The sequence below is a fragment of the Bacillus sp. bc15 genome, assembly GCF_900142585.1.
Lineage (GTDB): Bacteria > Bacillota > Bacilli > Bacillales > Bacillaceae_G > Bacillus_A > Bacillus_A cereus.
In genome coordinates, this window is the sequence record NZ_FRBJ01000009.1 from 129419 (window position 1) to 147322 (window position 17904).

A 17904-nucleotide genomic window follows, 5' to 3' on the forward strand; every position below is an offset into this window, starting at 1 on the left:
TTCATGATTATTATCGCAACTTCACTAAAAGTCAATTTCACAACGAAAAAATCTATCAGTTTTCATTTTTTTATCTATTTTTCCATATTTACCCGCGCAATTTCATCAATCCTCTATTTTTCGACTTTTATAATATATACCCCCTATATTTTATGATTATTTCCCATATAAAAACAATGATAATATAACTATAAAACTCTTTCATACAAAGGTTTTTATAGTGTTTTTCAAAACATTTTAAAATACCCCTGTTTTTATATACCTAATACCCACATAAGGTATAAAGACCCCTTCTTATCAACGTTTTTCTACATTATGTAAATTTACCCTTGCCTATACAAACGAAATATGGTGTAATGCAAAAAAAGATAAAGGATTTTAAACAATGGCTGAAACGATTCAAAATTTCTTAACAGAATACTATTCAATCGCAATTCCACTTAGTATCTTAATTAACATCATCATTAGTCTTTTAGGCGTTATTCCTAGCATCTTTTTAACCGCCATTAATATACAGCTCTTCGGTGTAACAAATGGCACAATCATTTCAATCGCAGGTGAGGCCTTAGGGGCTATTATCTCGTTTTATATTTACCGCATAGGCCTTCAAAAGTTCACTCACGATAAAGTAAATAAGTACCCAAAGGTAGAGCGTCTTCTTTATGTACAAGGTAGAGAGGCCTTTCTACTCGTTCTATCGTTTCGATTGATACCTTTCATCCCATCAAGTATCGTGACTTTATTTGCAGCTCTAGGGAAAATGTCATTACTCTCCTTCAGTATTGCCAGTACAATAGGTAAAATACCGGCATTATTGATTGAAGTATATTCGGCATACCAAGTCATGAACGGAACAAATGAAGCGAAGTGGATTGTGACAATCGCAGGTTGTATCGGATTATATTATTTGTGGAAAAAATGGAGAAAAAAATAAAGAAGGAGCCTATGCTCCTTCTTTATTTTTGAGGTATTTTATTAATAGCTATCCTTTAAATCCTTAGTTAATACCAACAGCACTAAACGATTGCTTAACTGCCGCTACTTCCGCAGAAGTCGCACCATATAAATCAGCTGCAGCTTGTACTGCACCAGCACGAGCTTGGCTAAATGTAGTAGATTGCGTGAAATATTGTGTGTTTGCACGGTAATAAATTGCACCTAACTTATCTTTACCAATGCCCGTTACAGTTACACCCGAATGCGTACCACCATTTGCTAATAAATAAGCTTGTTTATTAATGATACCACTGTTTGTATGAACCCCACCGTTATCACTAGTACCAGTGTAACGCTTAGAATAATGGTCTGGGTCACCATATTTCGCTGGATCACTCATAGAGCGAAGCGCATCTCCCGCTTTACCAGGCGTGTAAATATCTTCACCAATCTCCCAATCTGGGTTACGGTTATCATAGAATTCTACTAAAGTACCAAAGATATCAGAAATCGCTTCATTTAACGCTCCTGATTCATTTTGATAAATTAAGTCCGAGCTATTTTCCGTAACAGCATGCGTTAATTCGTGACCAATTACGTCAATTCCACCAGATAATGAAGTGAATGTTACACCATCTCCATCTCCGTATACCATTTGTGAGCCGTTCCAGAATGCATTATTATACTTACTTCCGTAATGAACTGTTGATTTTAACGGTGCCCCTGCATCATTAATAGAGTTTCTATTAAATGTAGCTTTATAATAATCATATGTTTTACCTGCATAGTAATGAGCATCTACTGCCGCTGCATCATACGCTGCATTGAAAACATTATCTGCATCTACCCATAAAGTTCCTGGCAATGTAGTACGATTTTTCGCATCATATGTGAAAATCGTTGCTCCGCGCGTATTATCTTGTAAGTAGTAAGATGAGCCAGATAATGTTGTATTGAGTGATTTCGTATCTCCTAATACACCTTTACCAGTTCCTACTTTATTTGTTCCTGTTACAGGTTTTACTACTGCTTTCGCATCCTGTTTAGGAGCCTCTTGCTTAATTGGTGATTTATCTTCATTTGCTACATGATCCAATTTATTATATTTATTTAATACTTTACCGCTGTCTGCTTCAATGAAATAGTAGTAGTTTCCTGGACTTGGATCTAAGAAATTTAGATTTACAACATATGCATATGTTGTTTCTTCACCATTTTGATATACATATAAGTCCGCTTTTGGTTCTACCTCATATTTCGGTGTTACCCCTAAATCTTGCTGCGCGATTTCAATTGCTTTTGCGCCTTCAATCTTATTTTTATTTTTTAACTTTTCCTTTTTGTCTAAATCAGGTGCAACTGTTCCAGACAATACTTTTAAAGAACCGTCTTTACTTACGTGAGCTACTTGAGTAGAACCCCATACAGGTACTCCTTCGTAAACTTGTTGCATACGTACTACTGTTGAATCAGTTACAGCATCTTTCTTCACTTGTTTCACTTTGAAAGAATCTTGCGCACTCTTTTCCCCTAGCTTGTAATCACCTTTTGCTGCGTTTAAGTAATCAAACACAACAGATTCTGCTTTCTTACCAGTCGCTCCAGTTAGATCACCAGAAATAAACTCAGGTGACTGTACTGTCTCATTGTACTTCTTCGTAGAGAGTACATTTTTAGAATCCGCAAATGCAGAGCCTGTCCCTCCAAACGTTGTAACTGCCATTCCTGTCGCTAACACTAACGCTAAACTTTTCTTTTTCATGAACCTTCCCCCTAATAAAAAATTTTTTTGAAAAAGAGTAGTTTCATATTAGCATTATGTTTCCACTATTAATATACTAAAAATTCAAATAATTATTTTCTCAAGTTTTGTAGAATTTTGAGGAACAAATATTGAAAAACCCCTTTCCGATTGGAAAGGGGTTTCTGTTAAGAATTTATTAATTCTACTACTTTTTCTCCTTGACCATAAATATCCGATGTCCAAGCATATTGCGGTTCCAATACCACTAATACAGCTACCAAAGCCAAAGCACCAATAATTATTTTTTTCATATTATTTTCCTCCCTTTTCTTCTAATAAATTAATTGCTAATTTATAGTAGTTATTACTTTCCTTAAATTCTAGTAATTCCTCGTGATATCCTGCTAGTTCTAAATACACCATTTTTAATTCCTTTTTATTTTCTTCGCCTCTAAAAAATGGGATTGCCTCAACTTCTAAAAATCTTTTATAAACATCTTTCGTTTCAAAGTATTTATTCTTAAGCATTGAAAGTATATATAGCATACTTTTATACTTTTCATCCCTCTTGGCAACATCTATTCCTTTATTAATCCAATCTTTCGCTTCTTCAAATTCTTTTAATTCAATACACTGCAAAGCGATCTCATACACTGCATCAATATAATTTAAATCCTCTTCCTTTTTGTACTTTAGGCATTGTAAATAATAATCTTTTGCTTTTGAATAATCTTTTAAGTTATAGTACAAGAAGCCTAAATTATTTAAAGCAATAGCTGTTATACTTTCTTTATCAGCAAAAGAATTTGCTTCCCTCAAAATATTATTATAAATAGATAGTGCTTCATTATATTGTTTTTTTTGTATATAACTCAACGCAATAAGTAACTGGCAATTTATCACATAACGGAATTTATATTCATTCTTAAATCCTTCCATTGCTACATTAGCAAAATGTAAAGTCATATGTTCAACTTCTAATTCATTATAAACAAGAGCCAAATTGAAATATATTCCATTCTCATGATAACCTTGTTCCTTTGCCATTACTTCTGTTCGAGTCAAATACTCCAATGCCTTCTTATATCTATGTTGTAAAAAATAATATAACCCTTTGCTATACGTATATAATAATTTTTGGAATGGTGAATACTTTTTGTACATCTTCTTTAAGCTCTCTAACTCTTTTTCGACAGCAGGAAAATCCCTTTTCATAATTAAATAACGTGTATACAGCAGTTTATAATAATTTATAATTTCAAAATCCAACACATGCTTCATTTCACCTTGCAACTCTTCATATATACGTTCTACTTGTTGCTTGTCTAAATGAACTAGTGCATTTAACCATTCATCCAGCTTCCCCTTCACATCTTCTTCTACATCTCTCAAATCCGTCACGGCAATTTCTAGTCTTGTGCAGAGCAATTGTAGAATTTCTTCTGATGCTTCGATCTTTCCATTTTCAATCTTACTTAAGTATGAGACAGAACAAATGCCCTGACATAATTCTTCTTGTGTCATTTTTTGCTGAAGCCGTTTGTAAAAGACTTGTTTGCCTATTTTTTCTAATGTTTGTTGCATTGTCCTCCTCCATTCTCATTACCCCATTACTCTAATAATACATAAAATCTGGAGAAATATAAATTGATAAATATAAATTTTCTAAAAAATATGCATAATTTCATTTTTTTCTCTCTTGACTTCACTTCAATATCTCTTCTTTGCTACGAATGGTGAAAAATTGGTATACTATAACCAAATTATGGAGGTGTTCTCGCGATGACTCATTATAAAGACGATAGTTATGCCTTACATACAGACCTATATCAAATCAACATGGCTTATACATATTGGAAAGATGGTATTCATAATCGCCGTTCTGTTTTTGATTTATATTTTCGAAAGCTTCCATTTGAGAACGGCTACGCTGTTTTTGCTGGCCTTGAGAAAATTGTAGAGTACATAGAAAATTTCAGTTTTACTGAAAGCGATATCGCTTATTTAGCAGAATTAAAATTTGAAGAAGAATTCCTTCATTATTTACAAAATATGAAATTCACTGGGACGATTCGCAGTATGCAAGAAGGTGAAGTTGTATTTAATAACGAGCCTTTATTACGTGTTGATGCACCACTGGGTGAAGCACAAATTATTGAAACCGCCCTCTTAAATATTGTGAATTACCAAACATTAATTGCAACAAAAGCTGCTCGTATGAAACATGCTGCAAGTAATGATGAGCTTTTAGAGTTCGGCACAAGACGTGCCCATGAGTTCGATGCCGCCCTTTGGGGGACACGCGCTGCCTTTATTGGTGGTTTCTCCTCTACAAGCAACGTTCGTGCTGGGAAACGCTTCGGGATCCCTGTAGCTGGCACACACGCTCACTCTTTCGTTCAAGCATATCGCGATGAATACGTTGCGTTTAAGAAATACGCTGAAACTCATAAGAAGTGCGTCTTTCTCGTTGATACATATGACACATTGAAATCTGGTGTTCCAAATGCAATTCGTGTTGCAAAAGAATTTGGGGATCGTATTGATTTCTATGGTATACGTCTTGATAGTGGTGATATGGCTTATTTATCGAAAAAGGCACGAAAACTACTAGATGAATCAGGGTTTACAAATACAAAAATTATCGCTTCTAGCGATTTAGATGAATACACAATTATGCACCTTAAATCTCAAGGGGCAAAAATTGACGTATGGGGTGTTGGGACGAAATTAATTACGTCCTTTGAGCAACCTGCATTAGGGGCTGTTTACAAACTAGTTGCAATTGAAGATACTGACGGAAAATTAAATGATACGATTAAAATTTCATCTAATCCTGAAAAAATTACCACTCCAGGACTGAAACGAATTTATCGTATTATCAATCGGGTTAACGATCATGCAGAAGGCGATTATATTGCGTTAGATTCTGAAGAACCTGGAAAAGAAGAGCGCTTAAAAATGTTCCATCCAGTTCACACATATATAAGTAAATTTGTAACAAACTTTGAAGCCCGTGAACTCCATAAAGACATTTTCGTTAACGGTGAAAGAACATATGAACTACCAAGTATATTAGATATTCAACAATATAATGAACAGAGTCTCGCTCTATTTTGGGAAGAATACATGCGAACTTTAAATCCCGAAGAGTATCCTGTCGATTTAAGCCAAGAATGTTGGGATCATAAAATGAATTACATTCAAACTGTTCGAGAACAAGTTGAAAAAAACATACAAAAGTAAACAGAGAAGTTTCTCCTTCTCTGTTTTTTCAATACTATATGGATATTTGTAAAAAATATATTAAAATAATACGACGAATGTTTTTTATTTGTAAATTTTAATATTATATTATTTAAAAGTAAAATAATATTTGATATTATTTTATTAAATCAATTTCAACAAAATAACCAATAAAAAAGAGGACGCAGGTTGCGTCCTCTTTTTTATAAACCTTTCACTCGTAATACACGCATTGCATTTAACACTGCAAGTAGTGTCACACCAACATCTGAGAAAACAGCTTCCCACATTGTTGCAATACCAAAGGCACCAAGTAATAGAACGATCCCTTTTACACCTAAAGCAAAGATGATATTTTGCCACACTATACTTCTTGTGCGTTTTGCAATTTTTACAGCTGTCGCAATTTTTGAAGGCTCATCAGTCATAATAACGATGTCTGCCGCTTCAATTGCTGCATCTGATCCTAAACCACCCATCGCAATACCAACGTCTGCACGGGCTAATACTGGTGTATCGTTAATACCGTCACCAACGAAGGCAATTTTTTCTTTTCCATGCTTCGCTGCATCAATTTTTTCAATCTCTTCTACTTTTTGTTGCGGTAGTAATTCCGCATGAACTTCATCTAAGCCTAATTCTTTACCGACAGCTTCACCAACTGTTTTTGCATCACCAGTTAACATTACTGTCTTTTTAATACCTAGTTCTTTTAACTTTTGAATCGCTTGTTTCGAATCCTCTTTTACCTCATCAGAAATAACAATATAACCTGCATATTTTCCATCTACAGCAACGTGAACTAATGTACCTACTGTTTCTGGTTGTTTAAATTCAATATTTTCTTTTCTCATTAATTTTGCATTACCTGCAAAAATTTCTTTTCCTTGTACTTTTACGACTGTACCGTGACCAGAAATTTCGTTATAATCATCGATTATTTTTTCATCAATTGATTTTCCATATGCCTTTCGAATAGATTGGGCAATTGGATGGTTAGAATACACTTCAGCAAATGCCGCATACTCTAATAACTCTTCGCTTGTAGTACCTTCGCTCGGTTCCATTTTTGTAACTTTGAAAACACCTTTTGTTAATGTTCCTGTTTTGTCAAAAACAATATATTTTACATCATTTAAAGCTTCTAAATAGTTACTACCTTTTACTAACACACCACTTTTAGATGCACCACCGATACCTCCAAAGAATCCAAGAGGAATGGATACAACTAACGCACATGGACAAGAGATTACTAAGAACACTAAAGCTCTATAAATCCACTCAGAGAATGTAGCCCCTTCTAAAATAAGCGGTGGAATAAACGCCATGATCGCCGCTGTAATAACTACAACTGGAGTGTAGTAACGCGCAAACTTCGTAATAAAGTTTTCTGTTGGTGCTTTTTTACTGCTTGCATTTTGAACTAAATCTAAAATTTTCGATACAGTTGATTCACCAAACTCTTTTGTAACTTCAATTGTTAATACACCGTTTTGGTTCACAAAGCCACTTAATACATCATTTCCAACTTCAACTTCACGTGGTACAGATTCACCAGTTAATGCTGAAGTATCTACCATTGATGTTCCTTCAATTACTTTTCCGTCTAATGGTACTTTCTCACCTGGCTTAACGATAATATAATCGCCAATTTGTACATCTTCTGGTGATACTTGTTTCGTTTCATTCCCAATCTTTACATTCGCATAATCAGGACGAATATCCATTAATGAAGTAATTGATTTTCGAGAGCGGTTTACCGCAATGCTTTGGAATAGTTCTCCTACTTGATAAAATAGCATTACTGCTACGGCTTCTGAATATTGCTGAATTGCAAAGGCTCCTACAGTTGCAATTGCCATTAAGAAGTTTTCATCAAATACTTGGCCGCGAGTCATGTTTCTTACCGCTCTCCAAACGATATCTCCACCTATTAATAAATAAGCAAGGACGAATAACGGAATTGTTACCATTTGTGGTAAGCTCGCTAATGCAGCAATTGCTGTCAAAATTCCGCCGACCACTAATCTCCCTACCATCTTTTTCACGTTTGCTTCACCATGATCGTGACTATGTCCGTGGTCATGACCGTTCTTCTCTTCACGAACAACTTTCACATCTGGCTCTAACTTTTGAACGACATTTGTTATATTTGCTACAGTTGCTTCTAGTTCTCTTTTATTCGCAACTTCTACTCGTAGTTTCTTCGATACGAAATCAACAGTTGCTTCTGAGACAGCTGGCATTTCCTTCACTTTATTTTCAATTTTCATTGCACAGTTCGCGCAATCTAAACCTTCTAATATAAATACTTCTTTAGCAATTTTATTTTTTTGCTCTTCTTGCACTTTAATATGCGGTTCTAATTTTGTAACGAATTGTTTTGCTTCCGTAACAACTTCGTTTTCTTTATTTTGTGCTGTTTCTAAGATCATTGTCTTTGTTGCGAAGTTTACAGAGCAAGAATTTACTCCTTCTATATTCCCAACACCTTTTTCAATTTTCATTGCACAATTCGCACAATCTAAACCTTCTAACATCAGTTTCTTTTTCACTAACGCTTCAGCCATCGTTCTCCCTCCTCGCGTTCTTTTTATTCTTCTTCGTTTACGTGTTCAAACGCTTGCTCGAAGATATGAATTACGTGCTGGTCAGCTAACGAATAATAAACAACCTTTCCTTCTTTACGATTCTTCACAAGTTTCGCTTGCTTTAACACACGAAGCTGATGCGAAATAGATGATTGTGTCATTCCTAATAAATAAGCTAAATCACAAACGCACATTTCAGCTTCAAATAGCGCATGTAATATTCTCGTACGTGTACGGTCACCTAATACTTTAAATAGTTCTGCTACTTTACTTAAACTTTCATCAGTTGGAATTGTTTGTTTTACTTGCTCTACAACTTCTTCATGAATTATCGTTTGAGAACATGTCTCTTGTGGTGTTTCTACTTTATTTCCAGCCATAATAGCTCACCTCTTTAATTGAACATATGAACAATCATTCATATATCTTATACTCTTATTATATGAGCGCCTACTCATATGTGTCAATGAAATCTGAATTTTTTTTATGAACATTCCGTTCACATTTTAGTAAGGCATATACATATTTTCCGCATCCTCTATATTCTCATACAAAAAAGGATGTACAATTCGCACACCCTTTTTTCATATTCCGACATAAAAATTCAACAAAGTAATATATGTTCCCTTTATTTCAACAAAAGAAAAAGCCTTGCGCGCTCCCTAGACGCACAAGGCTTACTGTGTTTATATCCCTTTAATTAGCTTGATCTAAATTATCCTGCGAACTTCCATCGTCTTTTAAATGACTATGCTTTTTCGAATAAACAAAGTATACAACTACTCCAATCGCTAACCAAATACCAAAGTATATCCATGTTGTTAACGGTAAATTTACCATTAAGAATAGACAACATGCAATTGAAATAATCGGTAAGATCGGTACAAGTGGTACCATAAATCCACGTTGTAATTTCGGATGCGTTTTACGAAGAATGATAACAGTTACACCAACCATGGCGAATGTTAATAACGCTCCAATATTCGCTAAATTCGACAATTCTTTTAAATCGATAAATCCAGCAATTAAAGCACTACCAATTCCTGTTAACCAAACTGAAAATGTTGGCGCTTCAGTCTTCTTGTTAATTTTCGCAAAAGATTTTGGTAATAAACCGTCACGACTCATTGCGAAGAATACACGTGTTGTCGCATAAATGTAAGCGAAAATTACAGCCATAATACCGATTACAGCTCCAATAGCAATTACACCAGCCACTTTATCTTGTCCTACAACCTCTAACACATATGCCATCGCTTCCGGTACATCTAGCTCTTTATAAGAAACCATACCCGTCATAACGAGACAAACTACAACATAAATGATTGTACAAATAACTAACGAAGCAATAATACCAATTGGTAGATCACGTTGCGGATTTTTTACTTCTTCAGCAGAAGTTGCTAATGCATCAAATCCTAAGAAAGCAAAGAATACTGCTGCTCCCCCTGCGAACACTCCACTTAAACCGTAAGGTGCAAATGGTATCCAGTTTTCTGGTTTCACGTAGAATACACCAACTGCAATGAATAAAACAACAATACCAATTTTAATTAATACCATTATGTTATTCACACGCTTACTTTCTTTCGTACCTCGTGATAATAACCAAGTTATCACTAACGTAACGATAACTGCTGGTAAGTTTACCATACCACCTTGCGCTGGAATTGTTAGCAACGCTTTCGGAATTTCAAGTCCCAGTCCACTCACTAAATTATTGAAATAACCCGTCCATCCGCCAGCTACTGCGGCAGTCGTTACGACATATACGGATAACAATGTCCATCCCATTAAATGAGCAACAAACTCACCAATTGTTGCATACGAATATGTGTACACACTACCTGAAACAGGAAGTGTAGATGCAACTTCTGCATAACATAATGCTGCAAATCCACAAACAATTGCTGCAATCATAAATGAAAAAATAACTGCTGGACCAGCATCTCTTGCTGCTACTAATCCAGTTAATACTAGAACTCCTGTACCAATTATCGCACCAATCCCTAGCATTGTTAGGTCAAATGCCCCTAGCGTTTTCGTCAAAGTTTTACTTTTACTTTCCCCTAACAATTGCGTAACGGATTTCTTTTTAAATAGGTTGGCCACGATGTATGCCCCCTTTTACTAAGAAGAGCTAAGAGGTATTATCTCTTAGCTCTTATCATGTTGTATTATATATTGTTCGATTTTGTTTTGTATAATGCTTCTATTAGCAAGATACTGTTTCTGCTTCTAATAATTCTTTAGCACCTTTGTACTCTACACCGTGAGCTTCTGCAACTGCTTCAAATGTTACATAGCCATCTAATGTGTTAATACCTTTTAGTAATGCAGAGTTGCCTAGGCAAGCTTCTTTGTAGCCTTTGTTAGCAATTTGTACTGCATATGGTACTGTTACGTTTGTTAATGCAAGAGTTGATGTACGTGGAACCGCACCTGGCATGTTTGCAACTGCATAATGAACAACGCCGTGTTTTTCGTAAGTTGGGTTATCATGAGTTGTAATACGGTCAGTTGTTTCGAAAATACCACCTTGGTCAATCGCGATATCTACAACAACAGAACCTGGTTCCATTGATTTAATCATTTCTTCTGTTACAAGTTTTGGAGCTTTTGCACCTGGGATTAATACTGCACCGATTACAAGATCAGACTCTTTTACAGCTTCTGCAATATTGTAAGGATTAGACATTAAAGTTTTTACTTGGTTTCCGAAAATGTCATCTAATTGACGAAGACGTTCTGCGCTTAAGTCGATGATTGTTACATCCGCACCTAGTCCAACTGCAATTTTAGCAGCATTTGTACCAGCTTGTCCACCACCGATGATTGTTACTTTACCACGTTTAACTCCTGGAACACCTGCAAGTAAGATACCTTTACCGCCTTTGTTTTTCTCAAGGAATTGCGCACCAATTTGTGCAGCCATACGACCAGCTACTTCACTCATAGGTGCAAGTAATGGTAGAGAACGGTTTTCTAATTGTACTGTTTCATATGCAATCGCAACAACTTTCTTCTCAATTAACGCTTTTGTTAATTCTGGCTCTGGAGCTAAGTGTAAGTATGTGAATAAGATTAAGCCTTCACTGAAGTGTTTGTATTCGCTTTCAATTGGTTCTTTAACTTTCATAACCATTTCCATGTTCCAAGCTTCTTCAGCTGTATCAACAATTTTTGCTCCCGCTTCAACATACTGAGCGTCTGTGAAACCAGATCCTAAACCTGCACCCTTTTGAATGAATACTTCGTGATTGTTACGAATTAAATGTACAACACCTGCTGGTGTCATTGCCACACGGTTTTCGTTGTTTTTAATTTCTGCTGGTACCCCAATACGCATAATGAAATGCCCCCTTATAATTAACAGAAAAAAGAGATTCTTTTTTCTTTTTGTAATAATTAATAACTTATGTCCTTATTCTAGCATAACTTAAAAGTTATGAAAACGCTAACATATCATTTTTCTAAAGTTTATATATTTAGAATAGTGTAAATATATAAAACATTGATTCTATTAGGGGTTTCGTGACATTCCATTATCTTTCACTCAATTTTTATTATACTTCTTCAAAATAAACAGTAATCATTTATTATTTGACAATAATGTAACAATGTAAAAAACTAAGCGATAACGTATACATATACAGTTATTACTTTACTTAATACTTTAGAGATATATTCTTTTCACAAAAAAATAGCTGCTAGCATTTAGCTAGCAGCTGGGTAACTTATAAATAATTTTAAAAACAAATCATCTGTCGTTTCAGTAATTTTATCAAACAGATCACTTTCTTCCGCTTCTTGCTCTTTTAACATCTTAATTGTTTCACGTGCATCTTCAGGGTAATCAGTTATGATACCATCTACGTTTAACTTATAATATGCCTTTAAATTTTCCATATCATTTACTGTCCATACGTAAATTGGTTTGTTTAACTTCCTTGCTTCTTTTACTAATTTCTTATTTAACATATATTCTTCTGCTACGTAAAAGTCAGCCTTCACATTCTTTAAGTTAGCTCTACTTGCATACAATATATACCCTACTTTTATATCTGGATTTGCACGCTTAAACTCTTTAATAAGCGGATAGTGTAACGTTTGAATTACACATTGCTTCTCAAATTCATTATCTTTAATCGTTTTTAAGACTTTGTTTACAAAGTCTTTTTCGCCCCCATGAAGCTTCACTTCTATATTAAGTTTGATTTTGCCATTTGCTAGCTTAATGATTTCATCAAGTGTACTTATTTGTCCTGAAAGTCCATCTTGACTAAGGGTAAGCTGCCTTAACTCAACCATCGTTAAATCTGACACATGCACATTTGCATTTGCGAGACGTTTCAGCTTCAAATCATGTATAACCGCTAGTTCACCGTCTTTCGTTTGTAATACATCTATTTCAGCGTAGTCTGCTTTTGCATCAATAGCACCTTGCACAGCTTCTTTCGTATTTTCTACGCCTTTTGATATATACCCGCGGTGCGCCATAATAATCGGTTCTTTATACGAATTTGAAATAAACGTTACAATGAAGGCAACGACCATTCCCGCAGTAATAATCCCTACAATGTATACGCCAATGAATTTCCAACGATGTTTTTGGAAGAAACATTTATCTGCTTTCGTTTTCGAATAATCTAATCCTTCTTCTAATAAAACATCTTCAACCGGTACCTTTTGTAAGTATAATCGCGTAATCGCCATAATATAAAATGGCGTCACGATAAAGCTGAATAAATACAATGTGCTCGTTAAAAATACAGAAATCGTTGATTCAGCTAATAATGCAAATGTTCCTTTCGGGTTTGTAAATTCATAAACACCCCATAGGCACAATAAATATATTCCCAAAAATACGACATATACAATTCCAATTGAAATAAAAAATCCTACTAAAAAGAGTAGTACTTTAAAAAAGCTTTCCTTTACTAAATTTGCACTTTTACGTGCTGCCACGCGAAATGATTTTTGCTCTAAAACAACAATAGGTAGAACGAAAATCCATCGAAGATTCAAATACGCGACTACAGCAAAGAACGTGTAATAACCAACTTGCCCCATCGTTGTCTTAAACAGTTCTCCTGTAATAAAGTTAGGAATTTGAATTTGCGGGATTAATGCCGTTTCATATCCCATATTTAAAAGAGGCAACAATACGACAGCATATAAAATAAATCCTGGTAAGCAATATGTGAAAAGAGTAGGTAAATACGTTACCGTTTTATATAAAATCGGACGTAATTTCACCTTCTGTCTTTTATGAGCGAAATACGAAATAATAATAAGCACCGCAAATTCCGTAAAGATAAGAAACAGTGCTAACAATGATAAAATTACGATTGCTAAGATGCCATAAGGCGTCTTTAAAAACGCTAATAATTCATCATTTGTCGCATTTGCATAACCACCAAAATACAATAACTTATTAAAAATAATTCCAAATAGCGGAACAAACACAATCGCTGCTAATAATTTATAAGCAAGTTGAAAAGTTAATACATTCCAAAAAGCAAATTTAACTGTTTGAAAGGAATGTCTCATTACTCCTGGTATAGATAGTTTTTTACGGTGTTGCATATATTCCTCCAAATTCTAAAACGGTATTTGAGATGGATTCCATATTTCCAGTTCTAATCCATCTTTTTAATAATAATATATTCCGCTTAACATGAACACTCTTATACATATAATGAAAAAAGTGATGGCTACTTCCCATCACTTTTTCATTTATTCTATTTTTTCTCTAGCCCTTGTCCAAATGCTTTCAAGAAGCTAAAACCGAATGTAATAGCTCTATTGATATCTGGATCTTTTAATACTTTAAAGAAATCCATCACTTTTGTTTTTTTGCCACTATTTAATTCATCTGTTGCAAATTGCAATCCTGTAACTAAACTTGACGTAATTTGCTTCGTTATTTCTGGGTCAACTGAAGATAACGCTTCTCCTGCCCCCATCATATTATTTAACGCATTTTTAACGGGTTCACGATTTAATTGCTCCACAGCGATTTTTGAAACATCTTCCTTCGCAGCAAGCAAACTAATTGCCGCATCTAATATACCAGCCTTCTGCAACTGTGCTAAAAGCTGCATCGTTTCTTCTACTGCTTCACGATTATTAGATAGCTCATTTAGAAGTTCATCTGCTACTTGCTGTTTCTGTTCTTCCTCTGTTACAACTTTCTTTTTAATTACAGTAATTTCTTTCGCCACTCTCTCCGCCCCCTAGTCCACAAGTGATACGTATTGTTTTCTTTGCCATTTTTGCTGGATTTCAACACCGTTTTGCGGATTACGCTTTTTATCTCTCGGGTTTGAAGATGGTAACGGACGATTCCCTTTTTCACGTAGTACACGCATCTTTACCATCGTTTGTTTGTACGCTGGTGTACACGTATAAAGATCTGTCGCCGTTCCAGTTAAAATATTGATTGCCTCTTCATTTACCGTTGCATGCATCGGTAAATATAGCTCTTTCCCCGTTACACGATCTGTAACAAGTGCCTGTACTTTAATTTTCCCAAATGGTGATGCTAATTCTACAAGACCACCATCTTTCACATTGCGCTCTAGGGCAAGTTCAGGCGAGATTTCAACGAACACTTCAGATACTTTAGATAAAATACCAGCCGATTTATTCGTCATATTCCCTTCATGGAAATGTTCTAACATACGACCATTATTTAAAAGTAAATCATACTCATCTGGCGCTACAACTGGTGGTACCCATTCATCTAATGATAGACGAGCTAGTTTATCTGGGAAGTTAAATCCGTCCACATATAATAGTGGTGTATCGCTGCCATCATGGCTACCCCAACATAAACTATTCCATCCTTCTAAACGATCGTATGTTGCCTGAGAATATAAAGGTGCAAGCGATGCAATTTCATCCATGATTTCACTTGGATTTTCATAATTCCAGTCCCCGCCAAGTGCACGAGCTACTTTTTGTAAAATCCACCAGTCTGGCTTTGAATCACCAAGCGGCTTCAATACTTCATATAATCTTTGAATACGGCGCTCTGTATTCGTAAATGTTCCCTCTTTTTCTAAGCTTGGTGCTGCCGGTAAAATAACATCAGCAAAACGAGCTGTTTTCGATAAGAACATATCTTGAACAACAAGGAAATCTAAATTCGCTAAAATATGTTGTACATGGTTGGCATTCGAATCTACTAAAGCCATTTCTTCACCCATAACATACATACCACGCAGTTTTCCTTCATCTGCCGCAAGTAACATTGCAATATTATTTAAGCCTGGTGCTTTCGGAATTGTAGTACCGTATGCTTTTTCAAATTTCGCACGGAGCGCATCATCTGAAACTGCTTGGTAACCTGGAAGCCAGTTTGGTAATGTTGCCATATCACAAGCGCCTTGTACGTTATTATGTCCGCGTAATGGATATGCTCCTGCACCAGGACGACGATAATTACCCGTAACAAGCAATAGATTTGAAATTGCTGCTGAAGTTGTACTTCCTCCAGTATTTTGCGTTACACCCATTCCCCAAAGTACACAAGTACCATCTGCTTCATATACCATACGAGCCATTTCTTTCAGATTTTCTTTCGAAATCCCCGTAATTTCTTCTGTATAATCAAGCGTATACTTTTCTACCATTTTGCTATATTCATCAAAATTCTTCACATTTTCAGCTATGAACTTTTTATCGTGCCAATCTTGATCAATAATATATTTCGTAATACCAGCGAGCCATACATAATCAGTTCCTTGGCGCGGATGAATGAATAAATCCGCACGCTCTGCCATTTCATGTTTACGAAGGTCCGCCACAATTAATTTTTGGTCATGTAATTTATGAGCACGTTTTACACGCGTTGCAAGTACAGGATGTCCTTCTGTTGGATTTGCTCCAACGATAATGACAAGGCCAGCTTCCGCAATATCTTTCACTGTTCCAGCGTCCCCGCCCATACCGACAGTTTTAAATAAACCGTCTGTTGCTGGAGATTGACAATAACGGGAACAGTTGTCTACATTATTCGTTCCATATATTTGACGGGCTAGTTTTTGCATAAGATAATTTTCTTCATTCGTTACTTTCGAAGAAGAAATAAACCCAAATGCATCACTTCCATATTCTGATTTAATATGCTGCATATTGGATGCAACAACTTCAAGAGCCTCTTCCCATGAAGCTTCAACAAACATATCTCCTTGGCGAATTAATGGCTTTGTAATTCGATCTTCACTGTTTACAAAATCCCATCCAAATTTGCCTTTTACGCATGTGGAAATACCGTTAACCGGCGCATCTGAAACAGGCTGTACTTTCAAAATGTGGCGGTCTTTCGTCCATACTTCAAATGAACAACCTACACCACAAAATGTACAAACTGTTTTTGTTCTATTCACTTTCGTCTTACGCATCGCAGCCTCTACTTCTGAAACTGCTAAAATACTACTATATCCAGGCTCTACATCCTTTACAAAATCGATCATCGGATCTAACACATCTGGTTTCAATCCAGTCATGAATCCAGCTTCACCTAACATTGATTTCTCCATCAACGCATTACATGGACATACTGTTACACATTGCCCGCAACTTACACAAGATGAGTCATTTATACTTACACCATTGTCCCATATAACACGTGGACGGTCTAAGCTCCAATCAATCGATATAGTTTCATTCACTTGTAAGTTTTGACATACTTCTACACACTGCCCACAAGCAATACATTGATTTGGATCATATCGATAAAATGGATGTGACATATCCACTTCACACGCACTTACTTTTGGCTCATACGGATATTTCTGTTCCTCAATTCCCATCATATGTACTGTATTATGGACTTTACAGTTACCATTATTGTTATCACAAACGGTACAATACAGTAGGTGATTCTCTAATATTCGATCCATTGCCTCAGTCTGTGCCTCTTTTGCACGCTGGGACTGTCTTTCGATATGCATACCGTTCTCTAATTTCGTTGAACAAGCACGCAATAACTTTCCATTTACTTCTACAATACACGTATCACAAGTTTGAATTGGATCTACTTCTGGTACATGACAAATTTGAGGATGTTCCAAATTACTCTCGTTAAATAATTGTAGTATCGTCTTTTCACCTGATGCAGAAAATTCTTTACCATCGACGGTTACACGGACTGTCTGTTCTGCCATAGTTTCCCCTCTCCTTACAACCAACTGTACAACACAATTATGAATCCGTTTTCAAAACCGCATTACTGTACATATTTTTGAAACGCTCTACCCAAATACTTTCTTATGAAGTCGATTCTAGATGTTATAAGGTATAACTACGAAAGCTTGAAAATATCACTATTCTACAGTTCTATTATATCGTACATATACAATAATAACCAAAATAATC

The 17904-nt window shown here is 35.5% G+C and carries 12 protein-coding genes; 2 read left to right on the plus strand and 10 right to left on the minus strand.

From position 1 onward, the window contains the following. The first annotated feature begins 385 nt into the window (after nt 1-385). Nucleotides 386-934 (plus strand): TVP38/TMEM64 family protein, encoded by a 549-nt coding sequence (locus tag BUA87_RS23765; protein ID WP_000852231.1) that lies wholly within the window; start codon nt 386-388, stop codon nt 932-934. Nucleotides 935-997: 63 nt separating this feature from the next. Here the strand turns inward: BUA87_RS23765 and BUA87_RS23770 are convergent, their stop codons facing one another. From BUA87_RS23770 to BUA87_RS23775, 3 genes are all read right to left on the minus strand, one after another. Next, a complete protein-coding gene (locus BUA87_RS23770; RefSeq protein ID WP_000730376.1) occupies nt 998-2698 on the minus strand; it encodes a M4 family metallopeptidase in 1701 nt (566 codons plus the stop codon). A 167-nt stretch (nt 2699-2865) separates the two neighbouring features. Next, nucleotides 2866-2991, minus strand: a complete 126-nt coding sequence (locus BUA87_RS31055; RefSeq protein WP_000720172.1) for an NprX family peptide pheromone — start codon at nt 2989-2991, stop codon at nt 2866-2868. A gap of 1 nt (nt 2992) precedes the next feature. Then, on the minus strand, nt 2993-4264 hold the full coding sequence (locus BUA87_RS23775) for a helix-turn-helix domain-containing protein (RefSeq protein WP_053565271.1): 1272 nt from the start codon (nt 4262-4264) through the stop codon (nt 2993-2995). Nucleotides 4265-4462: 198 nt separating this feature from the next. On the opposite strand from BUA87_RS23775, the gene BUA87_RS23780 reads away from it, so the two are divergent. Next, a complete protein-coding gene (locus BUA87_RS23780) occupies nt 4463-5926 on the plus strand; it encodes a nicotinate phosphoribosyltransferase (protein ID WP_000150177.1) in 1464 nt (487 codons plus the stop codon). A gap of 203 nt (nt 5927-6129) precedes the next feature. Here BUA87_RS23780 and BUA87_RS23785 read toward each other — a convergent pair whose 3' ends face one another. The 7 genes from BUA87_RS23785 to fdhF form a co-directional block, all read right to left on the minus strand. Then, nucleotides 6130-8496, minus strand: coding sequence for a heavy metal translocating P-type ATPase (locus BUA87_RS23785; protein WP_072941012.1), 2367 nt, complete (start codon nt 8494-8496; stop codon nt 6130-6132). A 23-nt stretch (nt 8497-8519) separates the two neighbouring features. Next, on the minus strand, nt 8520-8897 hold the full coding sequence (locus BUA87_RS23790; protein ID WP_000918378.1) for an ArsR/SmtB family transcription factor: 378 nt from the start codon (nt 8895-8897) through the stop codon (nt 8520-8522). Between the two features lie 316 nt (nt 8898-9213). Continuing rightward, complete coding sequence (locus BUA87_RS23795) at nt 9214-10629, minus strand: amino acid permease (RefSeq protein ID WP_001284896.1); 1416 nt, start codon at nt 10627-10629, stop codon at nt 9214-9216. A 103-nt stretch (nt 10630-10732) separates the two neighbouring features. Further along, complete coding sequence (gene ald / locus BUA87_RS23800; protein ID WP_001219741.1) at nt 10733-11866, minus strand: alanine dehydrogenase; 1134 nt, start codon at nt 11864-11866, stop codon at nt 10733-10735. Between the two features lie 368 nt (nt 11867-12234). Further along, entirely contained in the window at nt 12235-14106 is a 1872-nt protein-coding gene (locus tag BUA87_RS23805; RefSeq protein WP_001164721.1) for a glycerophosphodiester phosphodiesterase, read from the minus strand. A gap of 155 nt (nt 14107-14261) precedes the next feature. After that, complete coding sequence (locus tag BUA87_RS23810) at nt 14262-14744, minus strand: helical membrane plugin domain-containing protein (RefSeq protein ID WP_001040540.1); 483 nt, start codon at nt 14742-14744, stop codon at nt 14262-14264. A gap of 12 nt (nt 14745-14756) precedes the next feature. Next, complete coding sequence (gene fdhF, locus BUA87_RS23815) at nt 14757-17693, minus strand: formate dehydrogenase subunit alpha (protein ID WP_000840668.1); 2937 nt, start codon at nt 17691-17693, stop codon at nt 14757-14759. Nucleotides 17694-17904: the final 211 nt, after the last annotated feature.

Coding starts and splice junctions, on each gene's coding strand:
- BUA87_RS23765 (WP_000852231.1), top strand. CDS start 386: ATGGCTGAAACGATTCAAAATTTCTTAACAGAATACTATTCAATCGCA.
- BUA87_RS23770 (WP_000730376.1), bottom strand. CDS start 2,698: ATGAAAAAGAAAAGTTTAGCGTTAGTGTTAGCGACAGGAATGGCAGTT.
- BUA87_RS31055 (WP_000720172.1), bottom strand. CDS start 2,991: ATGAAAAAAATAATTATTGGTGCTTTGGCTTTGGTAGCTGTATTAGTG.
- BUA87_RS23775 (WP_053565271.1), bottom strand. CDS start 4,264: ATGCAACAAACATTAGAAAAAATAGGCAAACAAGTCTTTTACAAACGG.
- BUA87_RS23780 (WP_000150177.1), top strand. CDS start 4,463: ATGACTCATTATAAAGACGATAGTTATGCCTTACATACAGACCTATAT.
- BUA87_RS23785 (WP_072941012.1), bottom strand. CDS start 8,496: ATGGCTGAAGCGTTAGTGAAAAAGAAACTGATGTTAGAAGGTTTAGAT.
- BUA87_RS23790 (WP_000918378.1), bottom strand. CDS start 8,897: ATGGCTGGAAATAAAGTAGAAACACCACAAGAGACATGTTCTCAAACG.
- ald (WP_001219741.1), bottom strand. CDS start 11,866: ATGCGTATTGGGGTACCAGCAGAAATTAAAAACAACGAAAACCGTGTG.
- BUA87_RS23805 (WP_001164721.1), bottom strand. CDS start 14,106: ATGCAACACCGTAAAAAACTATCTATACCAGGAGTAATGAGACATTCC.
- fdhF (WP_000840668.1), bottom strand. CDS start 17,693: ATGGCAGAACAGACAGTCCGTGTAACCGTCGATGGTAAAGAATTTTCT.